Genomic DNA, 15,377 nt, shown 5'->3' with positions numbered 1-15,377 from the left:
GCACGAAACGAAGCCGGGGCGGAAGGCTGAGCGGCGCATCCGCGCCCTCACGACCCGTCCTTGAGTAAAGACGCGCGTTCGCGGCAGCGAACGTGCAGCAGACCCAGCGAAGGGTCGGACCAGGCGCCGCGGCGCTGGCGCCAGACAACATGGCGCCGGCGACATCGATCCGGGGTTCGACAGCAGATGAACAGCGCCGCGCACAGCTTGCGGCGACGATAACCGGAGAGACAGCAGTGACAGACATCACCCAGATTCGCCCCGCCCGCCTGGTGTCGGTGCGTGAAGTGTTCGGCATCGATTCGGACCTTGAAGTCCCGGCCTTCGACGAGCGCGACGACCATGTGCCCGAGATTGACGGCGCCTACCGCTTCAATCCCGACGTAACCCTGGCCATCCTGGCCGGCTTCAATCGCGACCGGCGGGTGATGGTGCAGGGGCTGCACGGCACCGGCAAGTCCACCCACATCGAACAGGTGGCGGCACGCCTGAACTGGCCCTGCGTGCGGGTGAATCTGGATGGCCACATCAGCCGTCTGGACCTGGTGGGCAAGGACACCATTGTCGTGCGCGACGGACTGCAGGTCACCGAGTTCCAGGAAGGCATCGTGCCGTGGGCCTTGCAGCGTCCGGTGGCGATGATCTTCGATGAATACGACGCCGGCCGGCCGGACGTGATGTTCGTGATCCAGCGCATTCTCGAGCGCGATGGCAAGTTCACCCTGCTCGACCAGAACCGCGTGATCCGTCCCCATCCCTATTTCCGCCTGTTCGCCACCTCGAACACAGTCGGCCTGGGCAACCTGTCGGGCATGTATCACGGCACCCAGGTGCTCAACCATGCGCAGATCGACCGCTGGAACATCGTGGCCACGCTCAACTACCTGCCGCATGAGGAGGAGGTGGCGATCGTGCTCGCCCGCGTGCCGTCGAAAAACTACGACAAGGGGCGCAAGCTGATCGCGCAGATGGTTCAGGTGGCGGATCTCACGCGCAAGGGTTTTGCTGCGGGGGATCTGTCGACGCTGATGTCGCCGCGCACCGTGATCACCTGGGCGGAGAACTGCGAGATTTTCCGCAACCCGGCACTGGCTTTCCGCCTGTCCTTCCTCAACAAGTGCGACGAGGCCGAGCGCCCGATCGTGGCCGAGTACTACCAGCGCTGCTTCGGCGAGGAGCTGGATGAGTCCTGGATGCGCGAGGCGCAGTCGTAATGAACGCGACTGCCCAGCAACGGGCCAGGCGGCAGCAGAAGGTCGAGGAGTTGTGCGCAGCCACCCTGCGTGCAATGACCGGCGATCCGGCGCTGCATTACCGCGGCCGGAGATTGCACCAAGGCACGCGGCCGTTGCCGATGCATGCGCCGCATCTGCGCGTCGATCCCGATCTGGATGACTTCGCCGACTGCCGTGCGGCCGCCGATGGCATGGCGCTGCGCCTGCTGCACTCCGACCCCGCGCTGCATCGCAGCCTGTGTCCGACGGGCGGGATCGAGCGCCTGGTCTTTGAATGGCTTGAGCAGCTGCGGGTGGAAACCCATGTACCGGTGGATATGCCGGGCATGGCGGCCAACCTGCACCGCCGCTTCGAGGACTGGTCGCGCACCTTTTACCGCGAAGGGCTCACCGAAGGCCGCCTCGGCATCCTGCTGTACACCGTGGTGCAGATGGTGTGGTCGCGCCTCAACGCCAGACCGGTGCTGGAGGAAACCGAGGACTACATCGAAGGCACGCGCGCCTCGCTGGTAAGCACGCTTGGCACGCCGCTGGCGGGCATGCGCCGCAACCGCGGCGACCAGCGCGCCTTTGCCGCGCACGCGCTGGAAGCCGCCCGAGTGGTGGGTGAAACCATGCGCGCCGACATGGCCGAGGCTGGCGCCGAAGCCGACGAGGCCGACCCGGATGATGAGGAGGAAGCCAAGAGCCGCTTTGCGCTTCTGCTCGATTTCGACCAGGACGAGGGCGACGGCGACAACATCGCCGCGGCGACCACGGGCGAGTCGAAGGTGTTCGGTGACGCGGAGCAAGCCTATCGCGTCTACACGACGCGCTTCGATACCGAGGTTGCCGCCGGCACGCTGGTACGCCGGGCGCTGCTGCGCGAGTACCGCGAACGGGTGGACAAGCGCATCGCCGAACAGGGCGTGAATCTGCCGCGGCTGGCGCGCATGCTCGGTGCGATCCTTGCACAGCCGCAGCGCGACGGCTGGCTGTTCGGGCAGGAGGAGGGCACGATCGACGGCGCGCGTCTGTCGCAGTTGATCAGTTCGCCGGCTGAACGGCGGCTGTTCCGGCAGGATCAGTACAAGCCCGCGGCGGACTGCATCGTTAGCTTCCTCGTGGATTGCTCCGGGTCGATGAAGACGCACGCCGAGCCGGTGGCGGCAATGATCGACCTGCTGATCCGTGCGCTTGAAATGGTCGGCGTGACGACCGAATTGCTCGGTTTCACCACCGGTGCGTGGAACGGCGGGCGTGCGGTCAAGGAGTGGATGAGCCATGGCCGGCCGGCCAACCCCGGGCGCCTCAACGAAGTCACTCACATGGTGTTCAAGGAGGCGGAACGCAACTGGCGGCGTTCGCGGGTGGACATGATGGCGCTGCTCAAGCCCGATCTCTTTCGTGAGGGCATCGATGGCGAGGCGGTGGACTGGGCCTGCAACCGCATGCTCGCGCGCGACGAGGCACGGCGCATCCTGATCGTGATCTCCGACGGTTGTCCGGCCGACAGCGCGACCGGGCGTGCCAATGATGATTTCTATCTCGACAACCATCTGAAGGATGTCGTCGCACGCCGGGAACAGCAGGGTGCGGTGGAAATTCTTGGACTTGGTGTGGGGCTTGATCTGAGCCCGTTCTACCGACGTTGCCTGGCAACCGACATGAGCCAGGCGCTGGACAACAATCTGTTCTACGAAATCGTTCAGCTCATCGGCGGGCGTCATCGGCGCTGATCGCATGCCGCATCTGAGCGTCAGGTGCTGGTCCAAGTGAATTCCCGGAACTGGCTCTACTGCGGGCTTGCGGCGTCCAACTAAGCTCGGCACACAGCCAAAGGTGCCAGGACGTCCACCCTGCATCGCAGTCGGCGGCATTCTGGCGTAACACTCCTCCACCCTTTCACAACTCCGGACAAGCATGCAACTCAAGACAGCCGGGACCGATCCCGGGCGATCGCCGCCTTCGATGGCGCATCAGAGTCAGTCAGCGGATGTGCCTCGCCTCGGCAGGCCATTCTTGCTGGGCCTGCTGGTGGCGGTGCTGGCGTTGCTGGCCATCATGCTCGGTTCGATGCCGTTCGGGAGCGGACGGCTTGCCGGCAGCCCGCCGCGCCAGACCGCGGCGATTCTCGGCGCTGTGCTCCTGTTCGTGCCGGTTCTGTTCTCGGTCACCAAGCGCGGGGGGCTGAGCAGCTGTCCGCCGGCGTGGTTTGTCGCCCACGTGCTTGCGAGTTCGGCGGGACTTGCTCTGATCTGTTTCCATGGTCTGGGTGGTAGCCTGCTGTCGCCGCCGGGTGCGGTGCTCGGACTGCTGTTCTTCCTCGTGCTTCAGGGGACGCTGGCGCGCATTTTTCTGTCTGCCCGTTTCTCGCAGCGGTTCGGCTCGCGTGCGTCGAGCTTCCTGCGCGCCGATGGCGTCGACAGAGCCGCGCTTGCCGACGTGATCGAGCGCAAGCGCGCACTTCTCGCGACCCTTGATCCGGCTGCCAGCGAGAGCGTGTTCTCGCCCAATCTGCGTCATGCGCTGCGGCATCCGTGGCTGACCCTGAAATATGCAAGGCTGGTCGCAGCAGAGTCGCGTCTCGTCGGAGCGCGCCGGCGGGCAGGCACGGTGCTGTCCTTGTGGCGCCGTGTTCACATTGCGGCCGCCATTGCCTTTGTTTCCGGCCTGATTCTGCATGTGGTGGTTGTTACGTTCTTCGCCCCTTATGCGGCGGGTGGCAGGGCGATCTACTGGTGGCATCTCGCCGCGTGGGGGGCATGAGCATGACCCGTCTTGCCTTGAGTATCGATCTGGAGCGCTGCACCGGTTGCAAGAGCTGCGAGGCCGCCTGCAAGCAGGTCAACGGCCTGGGTCCGCACGAATACCGCAACAAGGTGATGTGGCTGGGGGCCCCCGAGGTGCCTGCGCTCGATTTTCTCACCGTCACGTGTCAGCAGTGCGAGCGTCCTGCCTGCGTACGTGCCTGCCCGGTGTCGCCCAAAGCGCTCTCGCGCGATCCGGTAACCGGGGTGGTCAGCGTCGATACCTCGCGCTGCACCGGGTGTGGCGAATGCGTACTGGCCTGTCCCTATGGTGCGATGGGCTACGACCCGGTCGATCACCACGCGGTGAAGTGCGATCTGTGTGCGCCGCGGCGCGCGCGCGGAGAGGGGCCGGCGTGTGCCAGCGTGTGCCCGACGCGTGCGATTACGTTTGGCGAGCGCGATTCGCTGGTGGCACGGGCGGAGCTTGCCGGAAAGCCGGTGCGTGATCATGACCATTTTCTGCAGGGGCCTGCAACCCTGTATCTCGACCGCAAGCAGGTTGCCGGCACAGCGTCGCCCGACCGCCTTGCACATGCGCGTGCGCCTGCATTGCTCACGGATCAATCGACCCGGCAGCGCTTGACGGCAGCGCACACGCAAGCGCCATATCGGCTGGACAATTCGGCGCCAGCCGAGGAGGTCAAGCCGGGCGGCTGCCACATTTGCTTTAACGGCTGCACCCTGAAGTTCCATCTGCGCGATGGCGAGGTGGTGAATATTCTCGGCAATGATGAAGATCCGGTGTTTCAGGGCCGGATCTGTCCCAAGTCGCAGATGACCCTGCAGCTCTACAAACATCCAGCCCGCCTGACGCGACCCTTGAAGCGGGTTGGCGAGCGGGGCAGCGGACGCTTCGAGGAGATCAGCTGGGAGCAAGCCCTCGACGAGATCGCGCAGCGCCTGATGGCGGTGCGGACCGAGCACGGCGGCGAGGCCTTGGCAATCCACATGGGTACCCGCACCGGCGTGCTCAACATCATGGGTTACACACGGCTCTTTTCCCAGCTCTGGGGCACGCCAAACGTGCTGACCACCGAGCCCTTCTGCGATGCGGGCAAAGTCGTCGCGCTGGAACTCACGCTGGGTTCGACGAGTGTCGGCAACATCTACACCGAGGATGACATCGGCAGCGCGCGTCTCTTCGTCTACTTTGGCGACAATCAGGCAGAGACCCGGCCGGTCAACTTTGGCATGGTGAATGACTGGCGCCTCACCAGTGGTGCCCGCATGGTCGTCATCGACCCTCGCCTTACTGCCACAGGGAGCAAGGCTGATGAATGGCTGGCGATCCGTCCGGGTACCGACATGGCGCTGGCGCTGGGTCTGATCCACGAGATCTTTGCCTCCGGGCAGCACGACCAGGCGTTCTGCGAGGATTGGGTGCAGGGGTGGAGGATCTGGCGCGATTTCGTCAATGCGCAGGCCTACTCCGCAGAGTGGGCCGCAAGCATCACCGATCTCGATGTCACGACCATCCGTACACTGGCGACCGCCATTGCGAGTGCCGACGGTTGCATGATTTTTGCCAGTCGTGGGGTCAACCAGCACAGCAACTCGGTGCAGACCAACCGGGTGCTCATGTTCCTTGCCGCGATGACCGGCAACTGGGGGCGTCGCGGCGGGGGCTACTTCAACGTGGCTTCCGAGCCCGACTGGGTGATGGTGCCTGTGCCCGAGGCACGGCGCGCCCCGATCACGAAGCCGGCAATGGGTCGCAGTCCGGTGGCGTGGCTCGATGGCATGCGCAAGGGCAGTCCTTACCCCATCAGGGCGCTGATCACCGGCAATAATCCGGCAGCACAGTGGCCGGGCGGATCTGCAGTGGAAGACGCCTTGAAGAGCCTCGACCTCCTGGTGCATGTCGAATTGTTCAGGAACGAGACGTCTGCACTGGCCGACTATGTGCTGCCAGCGGCGAGCGGTATCGAGAAGGGTGGCATCAGTCGCCTTGCCGAGGATCGCCGCATTGTCTGGAACGACAGGATCATCGACCCGCCGGGGGAAGCGCGCTCGGATCACTGGATCTGGATCGAGCTCGGGAAGCGCTTCGGTTTCGACGATGTGCTCAAGGACGAGTACAAGAATCCGACCGTGTTCTGGGACGAGGTTTTCTGCCGCGCGACGCCGGATCTCAATGGCGTCACCATGGCACGCCTGAAGTCGACCCCATACCGCTGGGTGCGCACACCGGTGGCGCATGAGGATGACCCCGAGCCAGGTACCTTGTATCTCGAAGGCACGACAGCTTTCGGCTGCACTGACGGACGACGGTTTCCCACCGCAAGCGGGAAGCTGGAATTCTGGAACGAGGCGCTCGAGGAGAAGTTTCTTGCGATCGGCTTGTCGGCATTGCCGGTTTTCTATACGGAGGCGGAGCAACTCATCGACTTGCCCCATCTCGCGCCGCACGGCGAGAAGGCGGAGATGCAGGTTTCACCGTTCTTCCATAGTCGCGCAGTGGTTGAAGGCGCGGTCTGGACCGCGGCGACTTCAGACTCGCCCGGCGCGAAGTTGCGTGCACAGGGGTTCGATACCGAACTGGTGACCGGACGACCCACGGCACCCCATTTTCATTCATGGACGCATTACTTCTGGCAAGCCCAGGAGATGTGGCCGGACCTGTACTGCCAGTTGCACCCCGACAAAGCCAGCCGGATTGGCGTCAGGGATGGGGAGCGGGTCTGTGTCGAAACCCCGCGCGGGACGATCGAGGCGCGGGCCTGGATCACGCCGGGCATTCGTCCCGACGCAGTGTTTGTGCCAATCGGCTGGGACAGAACGCAGCCCTTCCATCCCGCGGACTCGGTGAATGCGCTCACCGAGGGGGCGCTCGATCCGGTGTCGCATCAGAGTAATCTGAAGCTGCACCTCTGCCGCGTGCGTGCGGCAACCTGAAACAACATGAAGGAGAAGAGAATTGACGGTCAAGGTCATCGACTTCAACAACCCGGATACCATCGCGACCACGAGCCGGCTTGCCGACAAGCCCGGCCGTGTCGTGGAGGGTGATCCGATTCACACCAACAAGGCGATGTTCGACAGCGCGGACGGTGATCTGATTGCGGGCACCTGGACCAGCACGCCGGGGAAATGGCATGCATTCACCGACCGTGACGAGTTCTGCTACATCATCAGCGGACACGTTCGGCTGATTGCAGAAGATGGCAGCGCGCAGACGTTCAGGACCGGCGATGCGTTTCTGATTCCGAACGGTTTTCGCGGTTTCTGGGACGTGGTTGAAACGACGACCAAGCACTACGTGATCCGCAGCTATAAAGCCGATTGAGGGCTGGCACACAGGAGAGACAGGCGATGGCAAAGAAGAGAGTGGTGACCCAGTTCGGCATGGGGACGTCGATCCGCAGCAAGAACTACACCGAGGCCGCTGCGCGCGCGATTCGCGACGCGCTGTGGCACAACTCGCTGAACGTGGCGGAAGCCTTCGGCTTTCCGAAAACCGCGATGATCATCGACGTGGAGATCGGGGTGCAGAAACCGGAGGAGGTCGATACCTCGGCGCTGCACGGAATCTTTCCCTACGGTCAGCCCTCGATCACGGTGGTCAAGGGCGGTCTGGACGTTCCGAAGCCGCACACCGACGGCCTGACCGTGATTGCAAATGCCGCAATCATTGTATCGTTCGACATGGAGCCCGCAAATGACTGAGGCGATCACGGAGAAACGCATCATTCTCGAGATGGGTACCGGCAATGATCTCTACGGTGCCGACTACACCAAGGCCGCCATCCGCGCGGTACACGACGCCCTGCATCACTCGTCGATCGTGCTGTTCAAGTCGCTGGGCTACGATCACTTGAGCATGCGGGTGCAGGTCACGATCGGTGTGCAGGAGCCGGACAAGGTCGACACCGAGCGCGTGGCTGCGGAGTTGCCGCGTGGCCGGGCAGAGGTGACGGCGGTGTTTGGCGGGCTGAACGTTCGGGATGACGAACAGGATACGACGCATGTGATCGCCACTGCGGCCGTCGAAGCCTATCTGCCGGTGGACGCGGCGGACTGGCGTCTGATCGAGCGCAGCTGAGCGGCGGACACGCTGCCTGCAGCAAGGTGCGCGGGCAGCAAGGTGTTTCACCAGTGCTCGATGGGTACGGGTCTTCCGAACAGGTAGCCCTGGAACCCCAGGCATCCGTATTCGATCAGCCGTTCGCGCTGAGCTTCCGTTTCGACGCCTTCTGCGATGACCGCGATTCCGAGTGACTGTCCGATCGCGAGGATGGCCCTGACGATTGCTGCATCGTTCCGGTCGTGGTTGATGTCACGTACGAAGGACTGGTCGATCTTGATCTGATCCAGCGGCAGGCGCTTGAGGTAGGACAGGGACGAGTAGCCGGTGCCGAAGTCGTCGAGGGAAAAGGTGATGCCCTGGCTTTTCAGGCGCTGCATGCGCGCGACCACTTCGTCGACACGCTCGAGGACCACGCTCTCGGTCAGCTCCAGCTTCAGCCGCGACGGGCTCACGCCGGAACGTTTCAGCTGCTCGACGACCTGTTCGACAAACTGCGGCTGGTGAAACTGGCGCGCGCTCACGTTGACCGAGATCGTGAGTTCCCGGGTCTGCGGATCTTCACCCCAGCGCTTGAGCTGCTCGCAGGCCGTCTGCAGAACCCAGTCGCCGAGCGGAAGAATGAGGCCGGTGTCCTCGGCAACGGGAATGAACAGAGCTGGCGAGACCGGATCGGCATCGCGCGGAAACCACCGCAGCAGCGCCTCGGCACCGATTCGTCGCCCATCCCGATCCACCAGCGGCTGGTAATGGAGCCTGAACTCCTCTTCGCGCAAACCGCGCCGCAGTGCCGACTCCATCTTCATCCTGCTGTCGATCGCGGACTGCATGTCGGTGTTGAAGAAGCGGACGGTATTCCTGCCGGCTTTCTTGGCCTGGTAGAGGGCCACGTCGGCCTGCTTGAACAGCACGTCGAGGCCGGGCTCGTTGCCCTTGAACAGAGTGATGCCGATGCTGGTGCTGCAGTGGTAGGGCGCGTCACCGTTGCCAAGCGAAAAGGCCTCGCCGAGTCCCTGGCGGCATTGCTCGGCAATCAGTCCCGCCTCAAGTGCTGCCGAAGACGCGTCCGTGGCCAGCGCTTCGGCGATCACGATGTATTCGTCCCCGCCCAGCCGAGAAACCGTATCTTCATGACGAACGTGTGCCGTCAGACGGCGTGCGACCTCGACAAGCAGATGGTCGCCGACATCGTGGCCCTGGGTGTCATTCAGATCCTTGAAACGGTCCAGGTCGAGCATGATCAGGGCGCCATATTCGCCGCTGCGCTTGCTGGCTGATACTGCCTGGCTCAGCCGGTCCATCAGCAGGCGGCGGTTCGGCAGCCCGGTCAGCGAATCGAAGTAGGCCAGGCTGCGGATCTTGTCTTCGGCCAGTTTGCGCTCGGTAATGTCGAGGGCCGTGCCATAGTGCCTCAGCGGCCTGTCCGCCGCGTCGAAGTCGGTTGCGCAGCTGATCTCCAGCCAGCGCGAACTTCCGTCGGGACGAACGAGATGGGAGATGAGTGGCGGGAGCTTGGCCCCTTGGGGCGCGGCCGCGAGCTGTGAAAGGTAGTCCTCGTGCTTCTCGCGGTCATCCGGGTGGATCCAGCTCCTGAGCGTCGGCCAGTCCAGCGCCGTGGGAGAGCGCCCTGCGATGCGGAAAAGCTCGTCCGCCCACCTGATGCGCCCGCTCGCAATATCCAGCGACCAGTCGCCCATGCCTGCAATGCCGAGCGCGCGCTCGAGTTCCACCTTGCGGCGATCGAGTTCGCGCCTGAGCTGCCGGTTCCAGACCAAGGCGGTGAAATACCCGAAAGCGACGATGCAGCTGAAAATCACCAGCCACGGAAACAGGCGGCTGGCGAGGCTTGGCGGGCCGAGTTCCGTCAGGTTCCCGGACTGCATCGGCAACCATCTCGACAGAATCTCGCTCTGCTTCTCGGATGGCACACTATCAAGTGCCCTGTCGATGAGGTGTGCAAGCTCGGGCCAGTCATTGCGAACACCGAAACGCTGACCGTTGTCCTTCATGTCGAAGGCGCCATTCACCTTGAGATTGCTGATGCCGTGCTGCGCGGCAAGAAAGGTATTCACGCCCAGCACGCCGATATAGGCATCTGCCGTGCCGGATGCAACCGCCTGAAGGCCGTCGAGTGCCGTTGGTACGTAGTACGGATGGAGGCTGGGGATGGCGTCGTTTGCCTGCGCGGATGCCGAATAGCCGGTCACCAGGGTAATACGTGCCCTTGAGAGCTCTTCGAGTGACTCCAGTTGTGGAGAATCCATTCGGGTCATGACAACGAGCGGGGTCGTCAGATAGACGCGGCTGAACGCCATGAAGGTCTCGCGTTCGGGCAGGCGCACTACGGTTGCCACCGCGTCGAGCCGGCGTTCGCGCACGGCCTGCATGAGTTGGGGCCACGTGAGGTCTGAGCTGATCTCGAATCGAATGCCGAGGGCATTTTCGAGCAGCGACAGATACTCCGGCACGATCCCCTTGACCTGTCCGCGCTCGCCGGTGAAAGAGTAGGGCGCGTAGTTGGCGTCGATCCCGATCCGGATCACCGGGTGTGCCCGAAGCCAGTGCCTGTCCGCGTCCGACAAGGAAATCGGCGTGGCCGGGGGCGCATCATTCGCATGAACAGGGCATGCCATGGCAACGATGAACGTGAACAGCAGCAGGAGGGAGCGGTGGGAAAAAAGACGTTTCATGTGCAGCTACCGAGCATGTCGGGCTGGTGCTGGAGTGAACGGTAAGAGACTCATTCTACGGAATAATCTCAGGGGGCGCGAAAGCCCGCAGGGCTCGAAGGGGCGTTGCCGGACCGCAGGGCGGTCACGGTGGCCGATTGGTGCGGTATGCAGGTGTGCGCAGTGGCGGTGCTGTTCGCGCACGAAGTGTGTCCCGCTTGTGCTTCCTAGCGACCGCCCTGTTCAACACGCTTCGCTGGCAGCGCGCACAGGAGGGCGCCGAGCGAGACGACGATGATGCCTGTGACCACGCGCAAGCCCAGTGCTTCGTCGAGAATGAAGTAGGCGCCGATGGCGGACGTCCCCGGCACCAGGGCAAGCATCATCGAAGCCTGATAGGGACCGATCTTCTGGTTTGCATAGCTGTACATTCCCCCGGCGAGGAGCGCAGCGATCAGACCCTGGTAGACACACTGAAGCAGGATCTCGCCAGCGGATGCCTCACTGATGGCCTGCGGCAGCCACAGCATGTAGACCGGCATGTAGGCCAGCATCGAAAAGGTCGCCACCCCCGAAATTGCGAGTTCCGGCCGCACCTGCCAGCGCCGCATCAGCAAGCCGAACAGGGCCCAGCACAGCGCAGCGAGCAGGAACAGAAGGTCGCCGAGCCATTGTGCCTCTCCGCCCGGTTGTACGAGGCTTTCGTAGGCGATCAGCACGAGGCCGAAACTCGCGAGCAGGAAGGCGATCACGATATGGCGCGCGAGGCTGAAGCCCGAGATGAAAGCCATGATCACGATGGTCCAGAACGGGATGCCACCGTTCACGAAAACGCCCGCATGCGCGGTCGGGGCGAAGGCAAAGCCGGCATAGACCAGCATTGCGTAGCCCAGACCGCCGAACACCGCGAGCACCATGTAGCGCGGCCAGTCGGACATGGGGACGCGTGACACGAAAAAGGGCAGCGCAAGGACCCCGGACACCGCGAAACGCATCGCGGACAGGTCGTAGGGGCTCAACACCCCCTTGCTGCCCAGGCGTGACACGATGTTGAAGCCAGACCAGCACAGCACGACGAGACCGGCAGCAAGCAGGCCCCGCGTATGCGGAGAGAGACCTTGGGGCGGGTGTTCGGGGGATGTCATTGGCTTCCTGGTTTGCTCACGGATCCGCCATGATCGACCTGGCAGGGGGCGTTACGATACGGCAACGGCAGGTATTGCGCAGCACAATTCGGCAGGCTGTGCCACGGAGCCGGTGCTCAGTTGCGCTGGCGCAGTTGCCCGCGATGACGCCAGAAGAGAAGTGCCATGATCAGTGCCGTGAAGACGAGCCAGACCGGGAGCAGGGTGAGGGCGCCCGCGAGTCCGTCGCCCACGCTGCCGGTGTCGCGGTAGGCCCGCAGCGCCAGTGCGAAGAGCAGGCTCACGAAACCGTAGCCGAGGTTGAATGCCAGACCCTTGAACGACAGCACGGTGGCACGATGGCGCGAATCCACCGCAGCATTCAGGTAGTGGGACACGGCGAATCCCACCGCAGCCATGGCTGCAGACAGGGGCAGGGCGAACAGCACGCCCCAGTGCGGGATGCCCAGCGCCACGCCTGCCAGCCCGAGGAGCGCGAGCGCTGCGAGCGCACCGTAACTGCGCAGCATGGAGCCCGCGGTCACGAGTCTGCGTGCCATCGGCGCCACCACGATACCGATGCCTGCCATCGTGGCGCCGATGATGCCAAAGCTGGCTTCGGGCAGGTCGATCATGCGGTAGTAGGCACTGCCGAAGGTCATGAAGACACGGAGTACGCTGTCGATCAGCAAGCCGCCGATGATGACGAAAAGCGCGAGCGGGTTGCGTGCAATCCAGCGTCCGGCGTCGAGCATCGATTCGACCGCCTGTCTGGTCGTCGGGATGGCGCCCCCTGACCTGCGGGCAGGCTCCTGCATGCGCAGGCAGACGATCAGGACGCCCAGCGCAGTGAGCAGATTGAGGTAGATCGGAAAGCGCAGCGTGGTGGCCTGATCCAGGGCAAACGCGAGGCCGGCGCTGGCGGCAAGGCCGTTGAGCAGGCTTGGGTCGTACACCGCGCTGCCGACCAGCATCGCGACCACCATGCCGACAGCCCTCCACTGCATCAGCCGCGCAAGCACCTGCGGCCATTCCCGTTCCCGCCCTTCGTCCGCGAGGGCGTCAAACGCAAGTGACTCGTCGGCACCGCTGGCCATCGCTTCGGCCAGTCCGCTCAGGACACGGTTGAGCAGGCAGAACAGGAAAAGCAGCAGCCCGCCATTTTGCGGTGCAGCAGCGAGCACCAGCATTTCAGCTACCATGCAAAGGGCAGCAGCGAGGACGAGTGGCCGGCGGCCGATGCGGTCGGCGAGCACGCCGGATGGCACCTCTGCCAGCACGATGACCAGGGCCCAGACGAAATTGAGCAGGGTGTACTGGGTGGCGGTGAGGCCGAGGTCAAGAAACAGTACGGCCAGTACCGGATAGTAGAAGCGCGAGTTGAACAGTACCCGGAACAGGACGAACAGGCGGCAATTTTGGTCGGCGATATGCTGGCCGGAAGTCGCACTCATCGCGTCGTCCCCACGGTTGGCATGCGGCACGGAATATTGCGCATTCCCGGGGTGACGCGATCAGGCATGTCCGAGCGTGCTGGATGTCGCATATGAATGGCTCGCTGGCGATGTCTGCCGTGGCGTGAAATGCCTGAAGGCAGGTCCATGCCGGATACGGCTTTCCGCGGGAATGTTCTGGGATCAAGTCAGCTTACCGGAAGCGTCGGGCAAGCGGCCGTGAGCGAATGCTGAATGTGCTTCGGAACACTATGTGCGGGAGCATACATACCGATGCCGACTGGGTCCGTAGCATTAGAAGATGTGCGCAAGCAGCGGGGGCAGGCAAGGCGAATGGTTTCTCGGCCCCTCTCGATCCAGACTGTCAAGGACAAGAAGCATGCTGGCAAGCACTCATGCCCGGGCACCGGGTGCATCAAGCGAAGGGGAGGAGATCCGGGACGCGTTGGTGATTACCTGCGAGCACGGGGGAAACCGGATTCCTCCGGCCTACCGCGTGCTGTTCCGTTCGGCACAAGACCTGGTGGCCTCGCATCGCGGATTCGACGCAGGGGCGCTGGTGATGGCGCGGTCGCTGGCGAGGGCGTTTTCAGCGCCGCTTGTATACGGGACGGTGTGCCGGCTGCTGGTCGACCTGAATCGCTCGGTCGGGCACCGCCACCTGCACTTCGAGACTGTGCGCAAGGCACCACTGGCGGTGCGCGAGCACATTCTTGCGCGCTATTACCAGCCTTATCGCGACGAGGTCGAGCGCCTGATCATGCAGACGGTCGAGCGCCGCGGGCGCGCGATTCACATCTGTTCGCACAGTTTCACGCCCGAGTTGAAGGGGCGCCCGCGAGAGGCCGATATCGGCTTGCTCTATGACCCTTCGCGGCCCGGTGAGGTGGCGTTGTGCGAACGCTGGAAAACAGCGCTTGAAGCGTGCGCGCCGGAACTTGTGGTGCGCCGGAACTATCCCTATTCGGGGAAGGCGGACGGCGTGGCGGCCTGGTTCCGTGCGCGTCTCCCGGCCGATGTGTACGTGGGCATCGAACTGGAGATCAACCAGAAACACGTGGACGCAGCAACCCCGCAATGGACGGCCCTGCGCAAGGCCGTGGTCGACTCGCTGCGGATTGCGCTTGCCGGCGAACGCCGGGGAATCGTGAGACATGGCCGCTGACCGGGTTCGAAACCTGCTTGCCCGGGGCGTGGTCGGCCCTCATCTCAAGAATGGAGAAACACTGTGAAGATTCGCGTTGGTTACGAACTGATTTACGACTGCCCGCAGCCCACGCCGATGATTCTGTCGCTGAACGTGCATTTCAGCCGTGCGTCAGACCTGATCATTCCCGACCATCTGATTACCGATCCGTCGGTACCGGTCACCGCCTATCGCGACCGTTTCGGCAACTGGTGCACCCGGATCGTTGCGCCCAAGGGCCAGATCAGACTGACCGCCGATGCCTTGATCAACGACACTGGCGAACCTGATCCGGTTGTGCCGGGTGCGCGGCAGGTTCCGGTTCAGGAACTGCCCGACGAAACCCTGGAGTTCCTGCTCGGAAGCCGGTATTGCGAAACCGATCGTCTTTCGGACATCGCCTGGGGTCTGTTCGACAAGGCGCCGACGGGGTGGGGGCGTGTGCAGGCCATCTGCGACTATGTGAACAGGAACATCGCTTTCGGCTACCAGCACGCCCGCGCGACCAAGACCGCATGGGAGGTCTTCCATGAACAGACCGGGGTGTGCCGCGATTACGCGCACCTCGCCATCGCGTTCTGCCGTTGCATGAACATTCCGGCGCGCTACTGTACTGGCTATCTTGGCGACATCGGCATGCCGCCACCCTACGAGCCGATGGATTTTGCGGGCTGGTTCGAGGCCTATCTCGACGGCAAGTGGTACACCTTCGATCCGCGCAACAACACCCCTCGTATCGGTCGCGTGCTGATCGCCCGCGGCTGCGACGCTGCGGATGTTGCCATCAGCAACACCTTCGGGCCGAACACGCTGAAGAGCTTCAGGGTGTGGACCGATCAGGTGTTCGATGGCTGAACCGGCTGCAGCCCGGGACCTTGGCCGGCCCCGGCTGC

Annotated in this window: 12 protein-coding genes; 9 read left to right on the top strand and 3 right to left on the bottom strand. The window is 63.6% G+C overall.

Annotation, left to right across the window (positions count from 1 at the left end; genetic code table 11):
- Positions 1-236 precede the first annotated feature (236 nt).
- The 7 genes from AC22G6_RS20730 to AC22G6_RS20700 all read left to right on the top strand — a co-directional run bounded on the left by AC22G6_RS20730 (position 237) and on the right by AC22G6_RS20700 (position 8,069).
- The gene (locus AC22G6_RS20730) at positions 237-1,214 is read left to right on the top strand and encodes an AAA family ATPase (RefSeq protein ID WP_108974562.1); all 978 of its coding nucleotides are present in this window, start codon (positions 237-239) and stop codon (positions 1,212-1,214) included.
- Positions 1,214-2,953, top strand: a complete 1,740-nt coding sequence (locus tag AC22G6_RS20725; protein WP_487368354.1) for a cobaltochelatase CobT-related protein — start codon at positions 1,214-1,216, stop codon at positions 2,951-2,953. Before AC22G6_RS20730 ends, AC22G6_RS20725 begins: the two co-directional genes overlap by 1 nt.
- A 184-nt stretch (positions 2,954-3,137) precedes the next feature.
- Positions 3,138-3,983: a hypothetical protein gene (locus AC22G6_RS20720; protein WP_487368353.1), complete on the top strand. Its 846-nt coding sequence runs from the start codon at positions 3,138-3,140 to the stop codon at positions 3,981-3,983.
- Positions 3,980-6,922, top strand: coding sequence for a molybdopterin-dependent oxidoreductase (locus AC22G6_RS20715; protein WP_487368352.1), 2,943 nt, complete (start codon positions 3,980-3,982; stop codon positions 6,920-6,922). The genes AC22G6_RS20720 and AC22G6_RS20715 overlap by 4 nt, the downstream gene beginning before the upstream one ends.
- Positions 6,923-6,944: 22 nt before the next feature.
- Entirely contained in the window at positions 6,945-7,313 is a 369-nt protein-coding gene (locus tag AC22G6_RS20710) for a cupin domain-containing protein (protein ID WP_487368351.1), read from the top strand.
- A 26-nt stretch (positions 7,314-7,339) separates the two neighbouring features.
- Positions 7,340-7,693 carry a Lin0512 family protein gene (locus AC22G6_RS20705; RefSeq protein ID WP_487368350.1) on the top strand — a complete coding sequence of 118 codons (354 nt, stop codon included), beginning with the start codon at positions 7,340-7,342 and terminating at the stop codon, positions 7,691-7,693.
- Entirely contained in the window at positions 7,686-8,069 is a 384-nt protein-coding gene (locus AC22G6_RS20700; RefSeq protein ID WP_487368349.1) for a Lin0512 family protein, read from the top strand. Before AC22G6_RS20705 ends, AC22G6_RS20700 begins: the two co-directional genes overlap by 8 nt.
- 47 nt (positions 8,070-8,116) lie before the next feature.
- On the opposite strand, the gene AC22G6_RS20695 is transcribed toward AC22G6_RS20700, so the two are convergent.
- From AC22G6_RS20695 to AC22G6_RS20685, 3 genes are all read right to left on the bottom strand, one after another.
- Entirely contained in the window at positions 8,117-10,741 is a 2,625-nt protein-coding gene (locus AC22G6_RS20695; RefSeq protein WP_487368348.1) for an EAL domain-containing protein, read from the bottom strand.
- Between the two features lie 206 nt (positions 10,742-10,947).
- Entirely contained in the window at positions 10,948-11,865 is a 918-nt protein-coding gene (locus tag AC22G6_RS20690) for a DMT family transporter (protein ID WP_487368347.1), read from the bottom strand.
- 116 nt (positions 11,866-11,981) lie between these two features.
- A complete protein-coding gene (locus AC22G6_RS20685) occupies positions 11,982-13,298 on the bottom strand; it encodes an MFS transporter (RefSeq protein WP_487368346.1) in 1,317 nt (438 codons plus the stop codon).
- Between the two features lie 379 nt (positions 13,299-13,677).
- On the opposite strand from AC22G6_RS20685, the gene AC22G6_RS20680 reads away from it, so the two are divergent.
- Together AC22G6_RS20680 and AC22G6_RS20675 are read left to right on the top strand one after the other, a co-directional pair.
- On the top strand, positions 13,678-14,463 hold the full coding sequence (locus tag AC22G6_RS20680) for an N-formylglutamate amidohydrolase (protein WP_487368345.1): 786 nt from the start codon (positions 13,678-13,680) through the stop codon (positions 14,461-14,463).
- A gap of 63 nt (positions 14,464-14,526) precedes the next feature.
- The gene (locus AC22G6_RS20675; protein WP_487368344.1) at positions 14,527-15,339 is read left to right on the top strand and encodes a transglutaminase-like domain-containing protein; all 813 of its coding nucleotides are present in this window, start codon (positions 14,527-14,529) and stop codon (positions 15,337-15,339) included.
- The last annotated feature ends 38 nt before the right edge of the window (positions 15,340-15,377 follow it).

The organism is Parazoarcus sp. PS-13 R2A, assembly GCF_057621855.1.
This window is presented reverse-complemented; position numbering and strand designations above follow the sequence as displayed.

Coding starts and splice junctions, on each gene's coding strand:
- AC22G6_RS20690 (WP_487368347.1), bottom strand. CDS start 11,865: ATGACATCCCCCGAACACCCGCCCCAAGGTCTCTCTCCGCATACGCGG.
- AC22G6_RS20725 (WP_487368354.1), top strand. CDS start 1,214: ATGAACGCGACTGCCCAGCAACGGGCCAGGCGGCAGCAGAAGGTCGAG.
- AC22G6_RS20715 (WP_487368352.1), top strand. CDS start 3,980: ATGAGCATGACCCGTCTTGCCTTGAGTATCGATCTGGAGCGCTGCACC.
- AC22G6_RS20705 (WP_487368350.1), top strand. CDS start 7,340: ATGGCAAAGAAGAGAGTGGTGACCCAGTTCGGCATGGGGACGTCGATC.
- AC22G6_RS20700 (WP_487368349.1), top strand. CDS start 7,686: ATGACTGAGGCGATCACGGAGAAACGCATCATTCTCGAGATGGGTACC.
- AC22G6_RS20680 (WP_487368345.1), top strand. CDS start 13,678: ATGCTGGCAAGCACTCATGCCCGGGCACCGGGTGCATCAAGCGAAGGG.
- AC22G6_RS20695 (WP_487368348.1), bottom strand. CDS start 10,741: ATGAAACGTCTTTTTTCCCACCGCTCCCTCCTGCTGCTGTTCACGTTC.
- AC22G6_RS20720 (WP_487368353.1), top strand. CDS start 3,138: ATGCAACTCAAGACAGCCGGGACCGATCCCGGGCGATCGCCGCCTTCG.
- AC22G6_RS20685 (WP_487368346.1), bottom strand. CDS start 13,298: ATGAGTGCGACTTCCGGCCAGCATATCGCCGACCAAAATTGCCGCCTG.